The organism is Faecalibacterium sp. I4-3-84, assembly GCF_023347255.1.
In the GTDB taxonomy this organism is placed as follows: domain Bacteria; phylum Bacillota; class Clostridia; order Oscillospirales; family Ruminococcaceae; genus Faecalibacterium; species Faecalibacterium taiwanense.
In genome coordinates, this window is the sequence record NZ_CP094466.1 from 2,525,383 (window position 1) to 2,542,509 (window position 17,127).

Genomic DNA, 17,127 nt, shown 5'->3' on the forward strand with positions numbered 1-17,127 from the left:
TCTCTGCAATTTTTCGGCAGCTTCGCTCGTATTCCAGATAAAGGAACCGAATTTCGTTGGCATAACGGAGGAACCATTATGGCAATCTTTGAAAAGACCATCCGAAACAAAAACTTTGACAAGCTGCTTCGGAAGCTGGAACAAGAAATCCCGGACAGCAGTTGGTCGGCAGATTTAGAGGCAGGCAGTGATTTCAAAGAGGGCGATGCCCGGTGCAGTGTCCGTGTATTTGAACGGTACAGCATGATGGGCGGCAACCGCCTGAGTCTGACACTGACCCTGTTCCAGAATGGAGACAGTCCGATCCGGCTGTCTGCCATCACCGCAGGAGGCAGTCAAGCGGTGTTCTTCAAGGTGAACACCCTCGGAGAAGAATCTTTTCTGGACGATGTAAAGGACCTGCTGGAAGAAATTTTGGAGGAGTAAAATGTTTTTTGGATGGTTTGACGCTATATTCAGCTTCATTTTCCCAATCCTGTTCCTGCTTTTTATTGGAATGTTTTTCTTTGCTCTAATTTCAAATCTCCGCACATGGAACAAAAACAACCACTCGCCGCGGCTTACCGTTCCGGCAACAGTGGTAGCAAAGCGCACCGATGTTTCGCATTCCAGCAGTGCCAATGCCGGAGATATGTCCGGTGCGCACGGATACGACACTAGCACATTTACATCGTACTATGTGACTTTTCAGGTGGAGAGCGGCGACCGGATGGAATTTGAAGTGGACGGAAGCGATTATGGTCTGCTCGTGCAGGGCGACATCGGAAAGCTGAGTTTTCAGGGCACCCGCTATCTTGGGTTTGAGCGGAGCTAAGTGTTTCTTACATTATATAGTATGGAGTGCTGTATGAACGATTTGTTTATCCAAGGGCTGACCATCGACTGGAACAGAGTTCGCCCATACAATTATGTTCGTCAGATTCCTGCCATCAGTGGAATCGACACTTTTACATTCCATAAGCCCATTACGTTCTTTGTTGGCGAAAATGGAAGTGGAAAATCTACGCTTCTGGAAGCAATCGCTGTTGCTTACGGCTTCAACGCAGAGGGTGGAACGAAGAACTATTCATTTTCCACATACAACTCCCATTCGGAACTATGTGAGGCTATGACGATTTCCAAGGGGTATCGCAGACCAAAGTTCGGGTATTTTCTCCGAGCAGAGAGTTTCTATAATGTAGCCACCAAGGAAATCGACTATTCCGATGACGATCATCCCTCCAAAGGCTATCACCAAAAATCACACGGTGAAAGTTTCCTCGCTATTGCGCAGGACTACATGGGTGCAGATGGAGTCTATATTTTTGACGAGCCGGAAGCCGCTTTATCCCCGCAGCGGCAGCTCACGTTACTGATCAACATTCATCGGTGTGCCCAAGAAGGGGCGCAATTCATTATCGTATCACATTCACCCATTCTCCTCGGAATGCCTGATGCTGAAATTTTTAGCTTCGACAATGGCACGATTCATCCTTGTCAGTATGAAGATACGGACAGCTACGTTATCACCAAAACATTTGTAAATAATCGGCAGCATTTTTTGAACCAGCTTCTGAACGAAGAAACGTAATGCCGGGAAAGGACATTCCTTATGAGTGATTCTACGTTGAAAGAGCTTTGGCAGCAGGTCGCAGAAAAGAAGAACTGTGAAGCAAAGCAGAAAGAACTGACCGCCCAGAGAGATACGCTTGCGGACCGCCTGAAAAAGCTGGAAAAATCCAAGCTGGCAGAACAGGCTGATGTGGATCGTCTGGAGGGGCACAGCCTTGCCGCATTTTTCTATCAAGTGATTGGAAAAATGGACGAAAAGCTGGACAAGGAACGGCAGGAAGCCTATGCAGCCCGTGTCAAGTACGATGCTGCTTTCCATGACCTTTCTTCCGTTGATGCCGACTTGGAGCAGATTCAAAATAGACTGGAACGGCTGTCCGATTGCGAAAGGCAGTATCAAGCTGCTCTTTCCGAAAAAATCAAAAGCATCAAAGTCTCTGCCCACCCTGCCGCACAGCAGATTGTGGAAAGCGAAAGCCGCATTGCCGCACTGAAAGTCCAAAAGCGGGAGCTGCTGGAAGCCATCAACGCCGGAAAGACCGCCTTGCACACGGTCAATGAAGTTCTGGAAACGCTGGATAATGCCGAGGGCTGGAGTACATGGGACGTAATGGGCGGCGGTTTGATGGCTGATCTTGCCAAGTATGAGGAACTGGACAATGCACAGGAGCAGGTGGAACAGCTTCAAGTGGAACTGCGGCGGTTCAAAACTGAGCTTGCCGATGTTGAGATCACCGCAGACCTTCAGGTTGCGGTAGACAGTTTTTTGAAATTCGCAGATTTCTTCTTTGATGGCCTCTTTGCAGACTGGGCAGTTCTGGATCACATCAATCAGGCGCAGAGCAGAGTGGAAAACACCAAGAGCCAAATCAAGCGAGTCCTTACACTTCTAAAAAAGATGTGCGAAGATGTTGATGTCCAAATCGCTGATGAAAAGGAGAAGCAGGAGCAGCTTGCAGTGGAAACCGAGCTGTAAGTTTGAAGAGTCCGCTTATGTGATATGATTCGATAAAACCGAATTTGCAGGAGGTGTTTCGATGAAAACAAGAAGGTTTGCTTTATGTCTGGCAACGGTTTTTCTGGTGGCGATTTATATCAATATTCAGAGAAGCCATACTTTCACCCTTTCAAACGATGAAGGCACCATAAAGACAGAACAAATACAGCCACTTTGGGGAACTGTAAAAGTGAGCGGTGATTGTGATACTGAGGTGGTCTTTACCGATGTAGAGACTGGAGAAAAATACAGAATCGGATATATTACACAGGGCGTAACGGAAAGAATCAAACTCGAAAGAGGCAAATGGTATAAGGTGGCGGGCGGAGGCAACCTTACACTGAATCCGGTAAACATTCGAGTCGAATAAATGTAAGTTCCTTGCGGGCAGCTATGAAAGCTGAAGCTGAGAAGAGAGTTTTGAATATCCACAATTATTTCTTTGCGAAAGCCATCGACCAGGTGCGGCCCGGCGGCATTGTGGCATTTGTCACCAGCCGCTATACGCTGGACAGTAAGGATTCTGCTGCCCGGAAGCATATTGCGGAGCGTGCGGATCTGTTGGGAGCAATCCGCCTGCCAAACAACGCATTCCGCGCCAATGCGGGCACTGATGTTGTCAGTGACATCATCTTTTTGCAGAAACGCGACCGGCCCATGGATCATGAACCTGCATGGGTGCAGCTGGGAAAGACGGCAGATGGCATCGCCATCAACAGCTACTTTGCGGACCACCCGGAGATGATTCTGGGCAAATTGACCACTGAAAACACACAGTATGGCAAAGAAGAAGCTACGGTCGTCCCGATAGAAGGTGCAAATCTGGCAGACCAGCTCCGTGAGGCTGTACAGCAGTTGGAAGGGCAGTATCTGGAAGCTGCTGCGGAGGTGCCGGACATTGCAGAGACGGAAGCGGAGCGCAGGACCCTGCCTGCAGACCCCGATGTGAAGAACTTCAGTTATACCGTGGTGGAAGGAGATGCACAAAACCCGGATAAAACGGAGCAGGGGCAGCTTGTAAGCAGTTATAAATGCAGCCCCTTGACTGTAGATGAAGAATTTATGCTGTCCAAGCGGCAGTACGAACTTGTTACAGGACGCAGACAGAAAAATGACGTGATTGCATATCAGATTCGGCAGTCCTTCAAACCCGGAGAAATCACCGCTGAAGAAGCCAACAAAGTAGGTTATGAGTTGGCGATGAGCTTTACAAAAGGCAAGTATGCTTTTCTGGTTGCTACGCACACCGACCGGGAGCATATTCACAATCACATTATCTATAACTCTACGGCTCTGGACTGCAGCCGTAAATTCCGGGACTTTTTGCTGTCGGGGTTGGCCGTGCAGCGGCTGAGTGACCTGATTTGCCTGGAACACAGCCTGTCTGTGATTGAAATAAAGCCCTACCGGGAGCGGCAGAAGCGTGTACTTTACCCGCCAAAAGAAAGCAACCGCGATCAATTGTGCGGTGTGATTGACAGCATCCTTGCGGACAAGCCGGGCAGTTACGAAGAATTTTTGAAAAAACTGGAACAGCAGGGATATGAGGTCAAGCGCGGAAAAATCACATCGGTGAAAGGTGTACGGCAAAAACGATTCACCCGGTTTCGGACTTTGGGGGCGGGATACAGTGAGGAAGAATTAAAAGCGGTCCTCGCCGGAGAAGCAGAGCACTGCCCGCGAAAAAAACATCCGGTGCAGGAACAGAAATTTCAGATGTTGGTGGATATTCAGGCAAAATTGGCTGAAGGAAAGGGAGACGGCTATGCGCGTTGGGCGAAGCGGTACAACCTGAAGGAGATGTCCAAGACGATGATTTTTCTGCAGGAAAACAAAATCGGGAGCATGGATGAAATGGAAGAACAGGTACGTGCTGCAACGATGCGCTATCACGAACTGGGCGACTCCATCAAAGCTGCGGAAGCGCGGATGGCAGAAATTGCGGTAATGAAAACGCACATTATCAACTATGCCAAAACAAGGTCCATCTATGAGGCCTATCGGAAAGCAGGATACAGCAAGCGATTCTTGGAAGCAAATCGGGAAAGCATTGCGTTGCACAAGGCAGCCAAAGCGGCTTTCGATGAGGCTGGGCTGAAAAAACTTCCGAAGGTAAAAGAACTGAGCATCGAATATGTTGAGCTTCTGAAAAAGAAAAAAGCAGAATATCCGAGCTATCGGAAAGCACGAGAGAGAATGCAGGAACTGATGAAGGCGCAGAAAAACGTAGAAATGTTTTTTGCAGACAACAGGAGCGAACAGGAACAGCAGCAGACCCGATAAAACGAAAGTCACCGAGAATTCGATCCCAATCCGTTTTGGGAAAGAATCCTCGGTGGCTTTTTTAGTTTATATAGCAGCGGTCCTGCGTGACGAGCCAATCCTCACATAACCGCTGCGCTTCGTCCTTTGAGCGGCAGGTGCAGTTGAAAAGTCTGCCGTGCAAAGAACAATATGTGTAGTGTACCTTTGGGATGCCATCGGAATCTCTGAAATTGACACAGCGTTCTTCACCGGGCAGCAGGTAGATTGAATCCACGTTCGGCAGCTCCCTTTATTCTTGTTTGATGTGCATTGCACAACATTGCTATTGTAGCATGCCCGGTTCAAAAAGGCCATTGATGATTTGAACAAAGACCTGCTAATAAAAGTCAAGTCCCAAAACAAGAAAATTCGCTAACCGACCGCTGCCCATGACAAACAGTATTCAAATGCTGGTCAAAACACAGCGAGGGCGACGGAGGGGATAGCAAAGCAAGCCCAGCCAGCCCTCGCAAAATCAGGATAGCATTTGAATGCTTCGGTTTGTCAAGGGTTCGCTGCGCCAGCTAAGCGGTTCTTTGAATTCAGCTCAGGCTCAAGAGGAAATTACGACCAAAAACAAATATCCATGCTTATTTTGAGTGTTTGGAGTCCATTACAGCTTTCACTCTAGCATAATAGATTCGCAAGAACTTGTTGGCTGAAGCCATCATGTAAACTTTGTAGGGTTTTCCCTCAGAGCGCTTTTTGTTCATGAATTGAAAAACCGGCTCATCCTGAGGTTGTGTCTTCAAGATGACAGTCATAATCAGAAAGAGCGTCCTACGTAGAACAGCCGAACCCACTTTACTAATTCCGCTATCGTTGCCCACAATCTTGCCAGAATCATTTGGCTGCGGTTCAATTCCTGCAAATGCAATGAGTGATTTCTTGGATGAGAAACGACGGACATCTCCGATCTCAGCCATCAGTTGAGGACCGAGAGAAGGGCCGACGCCGTACATTTCCATCACAGTATCAAATTCCGGAAGCTGTTGAGAAAGGCGAAGCATCTCCTGCTGGAATGCAGCCACGGACTGAGATACGGCTTTCAGCTGAGCGACCTGTTGCTGAATAAGGAGTTTTGAGGTTGGGGATTTTGGAAGAGAAGCAGCATTGACTGCACAGGCATAGATCGTATCCGATTTTGAGCGAGTGAAATTATATCCGTGCTTCTGACACCACTTTAAATACTTTTTAGCAAAGGCATCAGAGGAAAGGCTTGAAACACACTCACTGTGCCAGAAGTCTCCAATGAAATCGACCCATTTTTCGCACCCGTTGCTCTTTGCGGGGCTTGAAAATAGCTTGTTTGCATCTGGAAAGGTCAGGTCAAGAGATGAGATCAGATTATTCTTCAGCATAGTACGAACTGCCACGGCTTGCTGGTACTGACGATAACAATTCTTCAAAGCCAGCCGGGTATCATCTTCGGGAAGATACTGTCGTAGCCGTGTCCACTTGTCGAGCGTATAGTTGGCGATTTTAACAGCGTCTTTTCTATCCGTTTTGACACGTCTTAAACTGTTGTTGTCATAGTCATGAATCAGAACAGGATTGACTACGGAAACGAATAAGCCCGCATCGTGTAAAACGAAAGCAACTGGTTTGTGGTAATTCCCGGTGGCTTCCATGACGACACGGGTCTCTCCGTCCAAAGCTTTGAGCTTCCCAGCCAGATCGTTCAGGCTTTGGGCGGTGTGTAAAACTTCAAAGGGTTCGAGTACTACTTCTCCAAAGGGGCGCATGACGCAAACCATGCTCTTTCCTTTGGAAACGTCAATGCCTACAGCGTTCATAACGGTTCCTCCATTACTTTGTATTTGCAACCGGAATCCATCTTTTACTCGTTGCCGATTCAATCTATTGGGTGACACGAACGCTCCGCTTGGCGGGTGGCTCAACCTGCTTAAAACGAATGCTACAACAAGAGAGATGGTCAACTGTCTTTAGAACGGGCGTAGAAGCCCAGAGAATGATGCGTTAGCCGATTACTCTCTTATTGTAGCTTAGGTACGAGTTGGAATGGAATATGGCTGGCTGCCATATCCGGTTCCATGTTTATTGTAATAGAAATGATCTAAAATTTTCTATCCGAAATAAACGCTAATTGAGTTGAACAAACGCAAAATGATTGTGTATAAAGAAATACACGGCCTTTATTCTAGTGGCGTGTAACTAACGCTAATAGAATGCGAGGATGTTATGAAAACACTTTTAGGCCAACGAATCAGAGAACAACGCAGGAAAAAAGGCTGGACAATGGATAAACTGGCCGAGAAAGCAGATCTGTCTGTAAACTATGTGGGTGATTTGGAACGTGGGGTGAAGACGCCAAGTCTGGACACTTTCATCCGGATCGTTGAAGCATTGGATGTTCCCGCAGATGTGTTGATCCGGGACTCCGCAGCCCCAGCATCTTATGTGGCAGATGATGAGCTGAACCGGAAGTTGAGCCGTCTTACACCGGGGCAGAAGAAAGCCGCAACCGATATTTTGAACGCATATATCGATAACATACCGTACATCAAAGAGAAGTAAATAGGTTACAGTGGGTGCTGACAAAATCATTGTCGGCACTTTTTCTTTTAAGTGGGTCTGTGCCCAGCGAATATATCACTGAATCATGAACTCCATCAAAAAAGCGTTCGGCAGGAACGCGCAGCCTGCAGCGGTACGATGCAGATCACAAAGGGTTTGGGAATTCCCAACAAGCATTTTGCGAAGCAAAAATGGCGTTTGTATAGACAGACGCCCTGCTTGCGCAAGCTGTTACAATCCACAAAGATAACGGAAATTTTTTGTTTAAAGGTACGGAAAGCAACTTGAAATGTTGGAATTTTCACAAAAACATTGCCTGAAAATTAAGCAAAGAGTATACTTTGATATAGTAAATTGAAAATTGTCAATTACTGCTTTATTTTGGTAAAAAGAAGATGGAATCATGGCAAGACTGAAAGAAAACAAACCAACTGCGAATGTTCGCGGGCGATGGGGTACTCGTTTGAAGCAGCTATGATATGACTGGGAGGCCATCATGGAACCATCAAAAGCAACCAGTGTTAACAGCCGTGCGGAAGAACTGTTTGTTCAGTTGTTCTGTGGGGCTTTTGGACCTGAGAAAACCGAAAATTTGCAGGTCCAGTACCCATGCGTGGACATCTATGGACGGCATCGCTACATCGACTTTGCGCTGGAATCGCCTGAATCCAAAATTGCAATTGAAATTGACGGCGAGACCTACCACAACCCCAGCAAAGTGTCCGAAAACAAATACGCTGATGACCTTCTGAAGCAGAACAGCCTGATCTATGACAACTGGGAAGTCTACCGTTGGATCTACAGCCAGTTGGAAAAGCAACCGGAAAAAGTCAAAGATGAGCTGATCACATTCCTGGGCACCAGCCCCATGTTCAAGGCTTTTGAAGCGGACCTGCCGGTTCAGATGGGGCAGACAATCGAGCTTCGGGATTACCAGCAGGAGGCTACCGAGAACCTGCAGAAGATGCGTGAGGACGGCAAGACCATTGCGCTGCTGTACCATGCAACCGGCGTAGGCAAAACCATCACGGCAGCAACGGATGCCAAGGCAGTGGGCGGACGCACGCTGTTTCTGGTCAACGCCTTGAAGCTGGCATCGCAGGCAAAAGAGACCTTTGCCAAGGTCTGGCCGGAAGCGACCTTGGGAGAGTACACCGAAAGCCAGAAGGATATGACCCAAACGGTCATTTTTGCAACGGTGCAGAGTATCTCCAAGGATCTGGAAAAGTTCTCTCCTACGGATTTCGACTACCTGATCGTGGACGAATGCCACCATGCTGCAGCCAACACTTATCAGAAAATCTTCACCTACTTCCACCCGAAGTTCGTTCTGGGTCTGACCGCTACCCCGGAACGCAGCGATGGCGAAGATATGCTGGAACTGTTCCCCAGAACGTTGCCCACAAAATGGATCTCAAAACTGCTGTAGAGCGTGGCGTACTGGTGTCGATTCGCTGTATCCGGGTCAAGACCAACATCGACCTGACCGATGTGCGGATCAACGGCATCAAATACAATTCGCAGGATCTGGAAAGCAAGCTGTTCATCCCGGAACGGAATCAGTTGATCGTTGATACATATTTAAAGTACGTCAACGACAAAAAGACCGTGATCTTTTGTGCCAGCGTAGACCATGCAGCCGAAATTGCAAAGCTGCTGCGGGATAGCGGCGTGAAGGCGGAAGCGGTTTCCGGGCGGGATCGTGTTGAGGTCCGGGAAAAGATTTTGAAAGATTACGAAACCGGTTCTACGAATGTTCTTTGTGCCTGTGACTTGCTGAATGAGGGCTGGGATAGTCCGCATACCACGGTGCTGTTTATGGCACGCCCGACCATGTCCAAAACAATCTATTTGCAGCAGCTTGGCCGTGGCACACGCCGCTGCCCGGGGAAAGAGGATCTGCTGGTGGTTGACTTTGTGGACAACGCCAATATGTTCAATATGCCCTACAGTCTGCATCGGGCGCTGGATATTTCAAAATATCAGCCCATGGCCTATGTGCTGGCCCCGGAGAACAAGCGGAAGCTGGATCAGGACATGCTGTTCAAGAGAGAAAAGCCGGAAGCGTGGCTGGATGTGCCGATTGATGTAGACGACTACGAAATCATCGACTTGTTCAATTGGCAGAACAGCGTCAAGGATATGATCTCGCAGATTGAGTTTGTTCGGATGGTAGATGTGCAATCCGAAACGGTAGATCGTTATATCAAGGATGGAAAAATCAAGCCGGATCTTTCTGTCCCGTTTGGCGACAAGCGGATGTTCCACTATTTCCGCGAAGAAAGTGTCCGAAACATTGCCAAGCAGTACGGCTGGGATCTCATCACGCCGCAAAATATGGCAGATAAGTTCATGAAATTCATTGAAACGATGGGATATGAGCTTCTCCTATAAGCCGGTCCTGCTCAAAGCAATTTATGAGTATATGGACAGCAATGGCAGAGTTGCCCTGCCAGATGTGGTAGATTACTTCATTGACTTCTATAAAGACCGTAAGGCGCATGGGATGATTGCGGAAAAGCCCAACAGTATCTACCAAAAGGGTGGCTATACTAAGAAGGATGTGGAAAAGAACATCCTCTCCAACCCCTTCAAGCGTTTTGAAGACATGCGCTTTCTGATGCGCTGCAAAGATGTAGAGACCGTTGAAGTGAATCCCATCATCTTCCGCAAGCTGACACGGGAAGACTGGCTGCATATTGTGGACGTCTGCGACAGGAGCCTTGAAAAATATTATATGAGGTTCAAAAAATAATTAGAAAGGATGTTTATTGGACATCACTTTTTGTAAGATGCCTTCAGAAGAAGCGACAACAGACTTCTGAGGAGGACAAAACAATGTCAAACGGTGATTATGGTTACTTCGGCAAAGGCGATACGGGCTATGCCCAGTACATGACGGCGTTCAACCGCAACTTCGGCGGCTCGTCCGGCGGCGGTGGTGGTGGTGGAAACCGCAACAACAATGGCGGTGGCGGCGGGGACGGCAGCGGGTACGGCTGCCTGATCGCTATTGCAGTGGTCGTGGTGCTGATCCTGATCGTCTTGGGTGGTTGAATCAATCCCTGCAGGTGAAACACAGGTTTTCCCTGTGGGGATTTTTTGAATCCGCTTGTAGAAAGCAACGGTCTATGGTAGGATGAAACCAAAGATACACAGGAGGGCTTACACATGGTTTTACTGGTTGTGGATACACAGAAAGGTATCGTGGATGAACGCCTGTATGCGTTTGAAAAGTTTGTCAGCAACATCAGGAAACTAATCCGGACTGCCCGCGAACAGGGAATCGAGGTCGTCTATGTCCAGCATGACGATGGGCCCGGTACAGGCTTTTCCATCGGAGACGATGAATTTGAGGTCTATTCCGGGTTTGCACCGCTGCTGACTGAAAAACGGTTCGTCAAAACCGTATGCAGTGCGTTCAAAAAAGAGAGTGATCTGCTGGAATATCTGACGGAAAAGGGCGAAAAAGATGTGATGGTCTGCGGCATCATGACCGACTTCTGCATCAATGCAACGGTGGAGGCGGGCTTTGAGCATGGCCTGCACATGATCGTTCCTGCCTATGCAAATTCCACGCAGGACAACGAGTACATGACGGGGGAGCAGAGCTACCGCTATTATAATGAGTTCCTCTGGCCGGACCGCTATGCTGACTGCGTGCCTATGGACAAGGCGCTGGAGCTGCTCAAAAAGTGAGGTGTTTACAATGATTTCTGAAAAAGTAAAAAATCAGATTCAAGTGGTGGAGGGTGATATTACCAAACTGGACTGTGACGGCATCGTGAATGCGGCCAATCGCAGTCTGCTGGGGGGCGGCGGTGTGGATGGTGCCATCCACCGGGCAGCAGGGCCGGAACTGTTGGCGGAGTGCCGCACGCTGCACGGCTGCCGCACCGGAGAAGCAAAAATCACTAAGGGCTACCAGTTGAAAGCAAAGTATATCATTCATACAGTAGGGCCAATTTATTCCGGCACAGCAGAGGATGCCACGCAGCTGGCGGACTGCTACCGCAATTCGCTGAACCTTGCCAAAGAGCATGATGTCCATAGCATTGCGTTCCCGGCAATTTCGACCGGCGTGTATGGCTACCCGCTGGAAGATGCCACGGAGATTGCGGTCAAAACAGTGGCGCAGTGGCTGGAAGCACATGCGGATTACGCAATGCAGGTGATTTTCTGCTGCTTCGATGCCCGGACGGAGCGGGTGTATCAGGCAAGGCTGTAACCGGAAGAGGTGTGAGAGATGGGCTTTTTCAAAAAGCTGTTTACAGGGATCGGTTTTGCGGCAGGTTTTCTGTTCTTCGGATGTTTGTCGGTGATTGTGTATGCGTCCCGTGGACGTCATAAACCCCGCTATCGGCGCAGCAGCTTTTGGAATACGCTGGAGCGCTATCTGATTTTTTCGTGGATCTGTGAAGGTGTACGCAGCAGCCGGAAACGAGCGGAGACGTCCTATTGTCAGCGCACCGGCGGCGATTTCTGGCAGATGCAGACACAGGCTCGACCGGCAAGTGTCAAGAATTCTGCTCCTGAAGTGAAAACACCAAGGCCGGAAGCGAAAAACACGGGCACAGGTGCAACGCGGTCGGTAAAACCAAGGAGAACGGAGCGTCCTTCTGCGGCACAGAAAGCATCGGTAGCACAAAGCGGTGCCAAAAGCGTGTCGGTGCCGACTGTACTAGGGCAAAACGTTTCGGAGGCTGACGCAGAAAAGCACAGCGAATGGTCAAAGCCTAAGCCAGAGCCCAAGCAGGAGCATGCTGCGCAACAGTCAGAAACCAAAGAAGTACATCAAAAGTCCGCACAGCAATTGGAAGCAGAACGGCAGCAGAAACTGGAAACTCTGCGCACTGCGATGCAGAAACAAATTTGCGCCATCCATGCAGATGTAGAACTCTCGGCCAACGGTCAGAATGACAGTGGGGCGGTGGAGCAGAAACTGCATGTCCTGTTGTACAAGTCCACGCTGACAGAAAATGACCTGAATCGGGCACTGGACGAGCTTCGGACAGAGCGCAGACGGCAAAAGGCAGAGTATCAGGGAGCACCGTTTGCGGATGTGTTTCTGGTGAACCTGATTTTGTCCGATGAGGACAGTGAGCGGGCCTGCACCGTGGATGTGGGGGATACTGGCATGAGCTATGTCATTCCATGGAGCAGCATCCCGAAAGACCTGCAGGAATCGCTGCACCGCTACGTATCGGAAGCGGAAGGAAAACTCTGCGGCTACTGCAAGGAAGAACTCTGCAACAGTGAAAGCGGCAGGATGGTCGTGGAACTGTATCTGGGCAAACAGGAACATCACGTTTCGAGGATATTGTATTGAAATAGCTGCACAACCGCAGCTATTGGATTGAAAATAAGGCTGAAGCCACAAGTGCTCCAGCCAATGTCAGAGTTTCTTACCGATGACGGCGAGACAAAGGATTACGACAAGCCGGAACATTTTGTGCAGATCACGCTGGATGCGGATGGAAACGCAAAGAGCAATCGTGCTACGGTCAAAGTAGAAGGATAATCGTCAGACATTACGCAGTTCCTACAGAGTGACAGCGTTTCAGCTTGAAATAATGTGTACCCAGTTTTCTGGACACCGGGTCAAAATTGAATAATTAGCTTTTTATATCTGCACCAGAAAAGCCGCTCCGGGTTTAGCCGGGGCGGCTTTTCTGATGGCATTGGAAAGGAGAGACCGTATTCTCAGGCGTGAAAACCGCTCACTGCCCTTCTTTTCCGTTCGGATGCTCGTCCTTCTCCAGAACAAGATCCATGAGGTATTCAAAGGTGATAAGCACGCGCGCATAGAAATAGTTGGCGGTAAGGTTCCGGTCGTCCAGCATCTTGTCGTCCAGCAGCACAAAGGCAGGGTCTGCACAGCGGGCGATGGGAGAATTGTCGGCACCCACAAAGGCAATGATGCTCCGGTGCTGTGCAAAGGAGTCCTGCACCGGCTTCAGGATGGTATTGGTCTTTCCGCTTTTGCTGATGGCGATGACCAGCCCGGCATTCAGTGCACCGCTTTCGTAGACCTCATAACTGTTGGAGCCGATGGCGCAGTAGCCCAGAACCAGCAGCTTCCGCACCATAAATTCCTGCAAAGGGGCACAGAACCCGGTGCCGGTCACAAGAATGGGCTTTTGCCGGTTTTCGTGGAGCAGCTCCACAAAGCTGTGCATTTTTTCTTCGGGGATATCCCCGATAAAGGCGGTAATGTCGGAGGCGTGGTTTTTGTTATCGATCTCGTTCTGGATCAGAAAACCGATGCGGTAGATCATATCGGTGTAGCCGGTATAGCCCATCTTTTTGCTCAGCCGGATCACGGCCGCCGGGGAGGTATAATTCTGCGCTGCAAACTCTCGCACGCTGCACTGACCGCCGTTTTTTGCGGTTTCCAGCACCGCCTGCAAAAGCTGCTGCTCGTTGGCATTCAGATGGTGCTGATCTGCCAGTTTGTAAAGGTCGTGTTTCATATTTTACTCCGATTTTCGAATCAAAGAACGGCTTGATTCCATAAAGTATACGCTGAATCGCGTATTTTGTCAATAAACATTTCGATGTATCCAACATGAAAGCGAAACATGTTTCAGCTTTTGCGAACAAGTTCAAAAAAAGTCCAATTCGGTAGATTTTTTTGTGCAGAGTGATATAATCAAGCCATCGAAACGGTAAGGTGCACCCCCGAAACGAAGAGACAATTTGAAAAGAGAGATTCATGGAACGTTAGGAGAACACCAATGAAACAAAAAGTTATGGATGCGATGCAGAGCTTTTCCAAAGCTTTGATGGGCCCCGTTCTGTTCCTGCCCATTGCGGGTATGCTGCAGGCGATTTCTTCGGTCATGAGCAACACGGCACTGGTGACAGAGGGCGGTGTTGTCTGGACCCTCGGCAAATTCATCAATGGCGGCGTTAGTGCAGTCATTGGCAATCTGGGTATCCTGTTCTGCGTGGGCATCGCAATGAGCCTTGCCAAAAAGCGCAAGGCAGATGCGGCATTTCTGGCACTGGTCAGCTATCTGGTCTGGCTGGCAGCCAATGCCCGCTGGCTGGATGTGGCAGGACTGACCATCGCCGGTGATACGGCAAGCGCTTTGTACGGCACCGGTCAGACCATCTGCCTCGGCTATCACGTTACCGACATGGGCGTATTTCTGGGCATGATCCTTGGCGTGGTGGTGGCGCTGGTCCACAACCGCTTCATCGACACCGAGTTTGAAGGTGCCATGGCCATGTACGGCAACAGCAAGTTCGTCTTTGTGGTGCTGCTGCCCATCGTTCTGGTCATGGCGGTGGTTGCCAGCTACGTCTGGCCTGTGGCTGCGGCGGGTATCAACGCCCTGACCGGTGTCATGGCAAGTGCAGGCGCGTTCGGCGTGTTCCTGTACGGTTTCTTGAACCGCGTGCTGATCCCCACGGGTCTGCATCATCTGGTCTGGTCGCCCTTCCTCTACTCCGCACTGGGCGACAGCATGATCATCGGCGGTGAGCAGATCGTTGGCGCAAAGCCTGTGTTCCTTGCCCTGCTCAGTGACCCCAGCGTGGCAATGATGCGGGATTCCGCACGTTTTCTGACCTACGGTCTGATGAAGACCTTCGGCGTGATCGGCGTGGCAATGGCTTTTATCTCCACCGCCAAAAAGGAGAAGAAGGCTGCCACCAAGGCACAGATCATCCCGGCTACCCTTACCGCCTGTCTGGTGGGCGTGACCGAGCCGCTGGAATTTACCTTCCTGTTTGCAGCTCCTGCGCTGTGGCTGGTGTACTCGGTTCTGGACGGTCTGTTCCAGATGATCGTTTACCTTATTGGCGTCCGGGTCTGCGCCACCAACGGCATCATTGACTTTCTGGTGCTGAACCTGCCCGCAGGCATTGGCCGCACCCACTGGCCGCTGTACGTGCTGGTGGGTCTGGTGGAGATCGTGGTAATGTACCTCGTTTTCCGCTTCCTCATCGTGAAGATGAACCTCAAGACCCCCGGCCGTGAGGACGGCGAAGAAGTCACCGACCTTGCCGCAAACGCAGCTGCCGTCAAGCAGCAGATTCGCAGCGGCGCAGCCGAAAAGACTGCTGCCAGCGCAAACGATGCACAGACCGCAGCCCATATCGTGGAAGGACTGGGCGGTGCAGAGAACATCCTGAACACCGATAACTGCATGACCCGTCTGCGAGTGCAGGTCAAGGATGCCGCTCTGGTCAAGGACAAGGAGTGGTTCAAGCCCACCGGCTCCGCAGGTCTTGTGGTAAAGGGCAACAACATCCAGATCATTTACGGCCCCAAAGTGGGAAAGATGCGTGCCATCGTGGACAGCTACCTTGGTCGCGCAGAATAAGATATCCGCTTTTATTCATCATACAAAAAACATTATAATAGGAGGCTTGCCTTATGAAAACGTTCAAACTGGTCATCGCCGGCGGCGGCAGCACTTATACCCCCGGCATCGTCAAGAGCCTGCTGGTGCAGAAGGATCGCTTCAAGCTGAATGAGCTGGTGCTCTACGATAACAACGCAGAGCGTCAGGAGGCTGTGGGTGTCATCGTCCGCCATGTGGTGGAAATGTTCGACCCGGAACTGAAGCTGACCCTGACCACCGACCCGGAAGTTGCCATGACCGATGCAGATTTCATCTTTGCACAGATGCGTGTCGGCCTGTACGCTATGCGTGAGCAGGACGAGAAAATCCCGCTGAAGTACGGCGTTGTGGGTCAGGAGACCTGCGGCCCTGGCGGTCTGGCTTACGGTCTGCGTACCATCTACCCCATGGTGGAGCTGATCGATTACTGCGAGAAGTACGCAAAGCCCACCTACTGGATCGTCAACTACTCCAACCCCGCTGCCATCGTGGCAAAGGCAACCTTCCGTCTGCGCCCGAAGGCTCGTATCCTGAACATCTGCGATATGCCGGTTGCCATCGAGCGCAACATGGCCGAGATTCTGGAGTGCGACCGTCATGATCTGGAAGTGGACTACTTTGGTCTGAACCACTTCGGCTGGTTCACCAAGGTGCGCCTGAACGGTGAGGATGTGACCGAGAAGCTCAAGAGCTATGTAGCAGAGCACGGCTATATGCCCCAGAACGCCAAGAGCGATGTGCTGCACAGCGATCCGTCCTGGCTGCACACCTACGCAAACGCCAAGAACATCTGCTCTGCTTTCCATGACTATCTGCCCAACACCTATATGCAGTACTACCTGCTGGGCGATGAAGTTGTAAAGAGCAGCGATCCCAACCACACCCGTGCCAATGAGGTCATGGAAGGCCGCGAGAAGCGCATCTTTGATGCTGTGGCAGATTATCGTGCCGGTAAGGACGTAGACCTGACCAAGTTCTTCGGCGGTGTGCACGGCGAGTTCATCGTGGACGTTGCCATGAGCCTTGCCTTCGACCTGCGCAAGCGCTATCTGGTCATGGTGGAAAACAACGGTGCTGTGGAGAACCTGCCCTCCGACGCCATGGTGGAGGTTCCCGCTTACATCACCGACCGCGGCCCGGAACCCGTGCGTGTGGGCGAGATTCCCACCTTCTACAAGGGTCTGATCGAGCAGCAGGAGGCTGTGGAGAAGCTGATCGTGGATGCTGCTGTGGAGCACTCCTACGAGAAGGCACTGATGGCCTTTACTCTGTCCAAGACCGTGCCCAGCCTGCTGGTCGCCAAGAAGATCTTGGACGATATGATCGTTGCCAACAAGGCTTACTGGCCGGAGCTGCACTGATAAGTACTTCGTCAGCGGCTGA

Annotated in this window: 20 protein-coding genes; 17 read left to right on the plus strand and 3 right to left on the minus strand. The window is 50.3% G+C overall.

Features of this window, described 5'->3' with window-relative positions:
- Nucleotides 1-78 precede the first annotated feature (78 nt).
- From MTP41_RS12420 to MTP41_RS12445, 6 genes are all read left to right on the plus strand, one after another.
- The gene (locus MTP41_RS12420) at nt 79-426 is read left to right on the plus strand and encodes a DUF6054 family protein (protein ID WP_249235633.1); all 348 of its coding nucleotides are present in this window, start codon (nt 79-81) and stop codon (nt 424-426) included.
- A 1-nt stretch (nt 427) separates the two neighbouring features.
- Nucleotides 428-814, plus strand: a complete 387-nt coding sequence (locus MTP41_RS12425) for a DUF2500 domain-containing protein (RefSeq protein ID WP_015536783.1) — start codon at nt 428-430, stop codon at nt 812-814.
- 33 nt (nt 815-847) lie between these two features.
- Nucleotides 848-1,570 (plus strand): AAA family ATPase, encoded by a 723-nt coding sequence (locus MTP41_RS12430; RefSeq protein ID WP_097782402.1) that lies wholly within the window; start codon nt 848-850, stop codon nt 1,568-1,570.
- Between the two features lie 21 nt (nt 1,571-1,591).
- Nucleotides 1,592-2,527, plus strand: a complete 936-nt coding sequence (locus MTP41_RS12435; RefSeq protein WP_249235634.1) for a hypothetical protein — start codon at nt 1,592-1,594, stop codon at nt 2,525-2,527.
- A gap of 61 nt (nt 2,528-2,588) precedes the next feature.
- Nucleotides 2,589-2,918, plus strand: coding sequence for a hypothetical protein (locus tag MTP41_RS12440; protein WP_097778305.1), 330 nt, complete (start codon nt 2,589-2,591; stop codon nt 2,916-2,918).
- A gap of 557 nt (nt 2,919-3,475) precedes the next feature.
- Entirely contained in the window at nt 3,476-4,831 is a 1,356-nt protein-coding gene (locus MTP41_RS12445) for a relaxase/mobilization nuclease domain-containing protein (RefSeq protein WP_249236572.1), read from the plus strand.
- Between the two features lie 61 nt (nt 4,832-4,892).
- Here the strand turns inward: MTP41_RS12445 and MTP41_RS15735 are convergent, their stop codons facing one another.
- Complete coding sequence (locus tag MTP41_RS15735; protein WP_097778304.1) at nt 4,893-5,087, minus strand: DUF3873 family protein; 195 nt, start codon at nt 5,085-5,087, stop codon at nt 4,893-4,895.
- Between the two features lie 355 nt (nt 5,088-5,442).
- Nucleotides 5,443-6,648 carry an IS110 family transposase gene (locus MTP41_RS12450; RefSeq protein WP_154244678.1) on the minus strand — a complete coding sequence of 402 codons (1,206 nt, stop codon included), beginning with the start codon at nt 6,646-6,648 and terminating at the stop codon, nt 5,443-5,445.
- 406 nt (nt 6,649-7,054) lie between these two features.
- Between MTP41_RS12450 and MTP41_RS12455 the strand changes: the two genes are divergently transcribed.
- The 9 genes from MTP41_RS12455 to MTP41_RS15605 all read left to right on the plus strand — a co-directional run bounded on the left by MTP41_RS12455 (nt 7,055) and on the right by MTP41_RS15605 (nt 12,911).
- Nucleotides 7,055-7,390, plus strand: a complete 336-nt coding sequence (locus tag MTP41_RS12455; RefSeq protein ID WP_097778303.1) for a helix-turn-helix domain-containing protein — start codon at nt 7,055-7,057, stop codon at nt 7,388-7,390.
- A 592-nt stretch (nt 7,391-7,982) separates the two neighbouring features.
- Nucleotides 7,983-8,819, plus strand: coding sequence for a DEAD/DEAH box helicase family protein (locus tag MTP41_RS15650; protein ID WP_330220987.1), 837 nt, complete (start codon nt 7,983-7,985; stop codon nt 8,817-8,819).
- Nucleotides 8,798-9,784, plus strand: a complete 987-nt coding sequence (locus MTP41_RS15655; RefSeq protein WP_330220988.1) for a DEAD/DEAH box helicase — start codon at nt 8,798-8,800, stop codon at nt 9,782-9,784. The genes MTP41_RS15650 and MTP41_RS15655 overlap by 22 nt, the downstream gene beginning before the upstream one ends.
- The gene (locus tag MTP41_RS15660) at nt 9,768-10,145 is read left to right on the plus strand and encodes a hypothetical protein (protein ID WP_330220989.1); all 378 of its coding nucleotides are present in this window, start codon (nt 9,768-9,770) and stop codon (nt 10,143-10,145) included. Before MTP41_RS15655 ends, MTP41_RS15660 begins: the two co-directional genes overlap by 17 nt.
- An 83-nt stretch (nt 10,146-10,228) precedes the next feature.
- Nucleotides 10,229-10,447 carry an HFLK protein gene (locus MTP41_RS12465; protein ID WP_097778302.1) on the plus strand — a complete coding sequence of 73 codons (219 nt, stop codon included), beginning with the start codon at nt 10,229-10,231 and terminating at the stop codon, nt 10,445-10,447.
- Between the two features lie 114 nt (nt 10,448-10,561).
- On the plus strand, nt 10,562-11,089 hold the full coding sequence (locus MTP41_RS12470; protein ID WP_097778301.1) for an isochorismatase family protein: 528 nt from the start codon (nt 10,562-10,564) through the stop codon (nt 11,087-11,089).
- A 10-nt stretch (nt 11,090-11,099) separates the two neighbouring features.
- Nucleotides 11,100-11,618 (plus strand): O-acetyl-ADP-ribose deacetylase, encoded by a 519-nt coding sequence (locus MTP41_RS12475; protein WP_097778300.1) that lies wholly within the window; start codon nt 11,100-11,102, stop codon nt 11,616-11,618.
- Nucleotides 11,619-11,636: 18 nt separating this feature from the next.
- Nucleotides 11,637-12,719 carry a hypothetical protein gene (locus MTP41_RS12480; RefSeq protein WP_249235635.1) on the plus strand — a complete coding sequence of 361 codons (1,083 nt, stop codon included), beginning with the start codon at nt 11,637-11,639 and terminating at the stop codon, nt 12,717-12,719.
- A gap of 63 nt (nt 12,720-12,782) precedes the next feature.
- Complete coding sequence (locus MTP41_RS15605; protein ID WP_256372185.1) at nt 12,783-12,911, plus strand: hypothetical protein; 129 nt, start codon at nt 12,783-12,785, stop codon at nt 12,909-12,911.
- 199 nt (nt 12,912-13,110) lie between these two features.
- Here the strand turns inward: MTP41_RS15605 and MTP41_RS12485 are convergent, their stop codons facing one another.
- Nucleotides 13,111-13,863: a MurR/RpiR family transcriptional regulator gene (locus tag MTP41_RS12485; RefSeq protein ID WP_097778298.1), complete on the minus strand. Its 753-nt coding sequence runs from the start codon at nt 13,861-13,863 to the stop codon at nt 13,111-13,113.
- A gap of 264 nt (nt 13,864-14,127) precedes the next feature.
- Between MTP41_RS12485 and MTP41_RS12490 the strand changes: the two genes are divergently transcribed.
- Both MTP41_RS12490 and MTP41_RS12495 read left to right on the plus strand, forming a co-directional pair.
- Nucleotides 14,128-15,723 carry a PTS transporter subunit EIIC gene (locus MTP41_RS12490; protein WP_097778297.1) on the plus strand — a complete coding sequence of 532 codons (1,596 nt, stop codon included), beginning with the start codon at nt 14,128-14,130 and terminating at the stop codon, nt 15,721-15,723.
- A gap of 53 nt (nt 15,724-15,776) precedes the next feature.
- The gene (locus MTP41_RS12495) at nt 15,777-17,105 is read left to right on the plus strand and encodes a 6-phospho-alpha-glucosidase (protein ID WP_120019610.1); all 1,329 of its coding nucleotides are present in this window, start codon (nt 15,777-15,779) and stop codon (nt 17,103-17,105) included.
- Nucleotides 17,106-17,127 lie beyond the last annotated feature (22 nt).

Bases quoted from the DNA above. Each gene is read 5' to 3' on its own strand.
- MTP41_RS12420 (WP_249235633.1), top strand. From the start codon at position 79: ATGGCAATCTTTGAAAAGACCATCCGAAACAAAAACTTTGACAAGCTG.
- MTP41_RS12425 (WP_015536783.1), top strand. From the start codon at position 428: ATGTTTTTTGGATGGTTTGACGCTATATTCAGCTTCATTTTCCCAATC.
- MTP41_RS12430 (WP_097782402.1), top strand. From the start codon at position 848: ATGAACGATTTGTTTATCCAAGGGCTGACCATCGACTGGAACAGAGTT.
- MTP41_RS12435 (WP_249235634.1), top strand. From the start codon at position 1,592: ATGAGTGATTCTACGTTGAAAGAGCTTTGGCAGCAGGTCGCAGAAAAG.
- MTP41_RS12440 (WP_097778305.1), top strand. From the start codon at position 2,589: ATGAAAACAAGAAGGTTTGCTTTATGTCTGGCAACGGTTTTTCTGGTG.
- MTP41_RS12450 (WP_154244678.1), bottom strand. From the start codon at position 6,648: ATGAACGCTGTAGGCATTGACGTTTCCAAAGGAAAGAGCATGGTTTGC.
- MTP41_RS12455 (WP_097778303.1), top strand. From the start codon at position 7,055: ATGAAAACACTTTTAGGCCAACGAATCAGAGAACAACGCAGGAAAAAA.
- MTP41_RS15655 (WP_330220988.1), top strand. From the start codon at position 8,798: ATGGATCTCAAAACTGCTGTAGAGCGTGGCGTACTGGTGTCGATTCGC.
- MTP41_RS15660 (WP_330220989.1), top strand. From the start codon at position 9,768: ATGAGCTTCTCCTATAAGCCGGTCCTGCTCAAAGCAATTTATGAGTAT.
- MTP41_RS12465 (WP_097778302.1), top strand. From the start codon at position 10,229: ATGTCAAACGGTGATTATGGTTACTTCGGCAAAGGCGATACGGGCTAT.
- MTP41_RS12470 (WP_097778301.1), top strand. From the start codon at position 10,562: ATGGTTTTACTGGTTGTGGATACACAGAAAGGTATCGTGGATGAACGC.
- MTP41_RS12475 (WP_097778300.1), top strand. From the start codon at position 11,100: ATGATTTCTGAAAAAGTAAAAAATCAGATTCAAGTGGTGGAGGGTGAT.
- MTP41_RS12480 (WP_249235635.1), top strand. From the start codon at position 11,637: ATGGGCTTTTTCAAAAAGCTGTTTACAGGGATCGGTTTTGCGGCAGGT.
- MTP41_RS15605 (WP_256372185.1), top strand. From the start codon at position 12,783: ATGTCAGAGTTTCTTACCGATGACGGCGAGACAAAGGATTACGACAAG.
- MTP41_RS12485 (WP_097778298.1), bottom strand. From the start codon at position 13,863: ATGAAACACGACCTTTACAAACTGGCAGATCAGCACCATCTGAATGCC.
- MTP41_RS12490 (WP_097778297.1), top strand. From the start codon at position 14,128: ATGAAACAAAAAGTTATGGATGCGATGCAGAGCTTTTCCAAAGCTTTG.
- MTP41_RS12495 (WP_120019610.1), top strand. From the start codon at position 15,777: ATGAAAACGTTCAAACTGGTCATCGCCGGCGGCGGCAGCACTTATACC.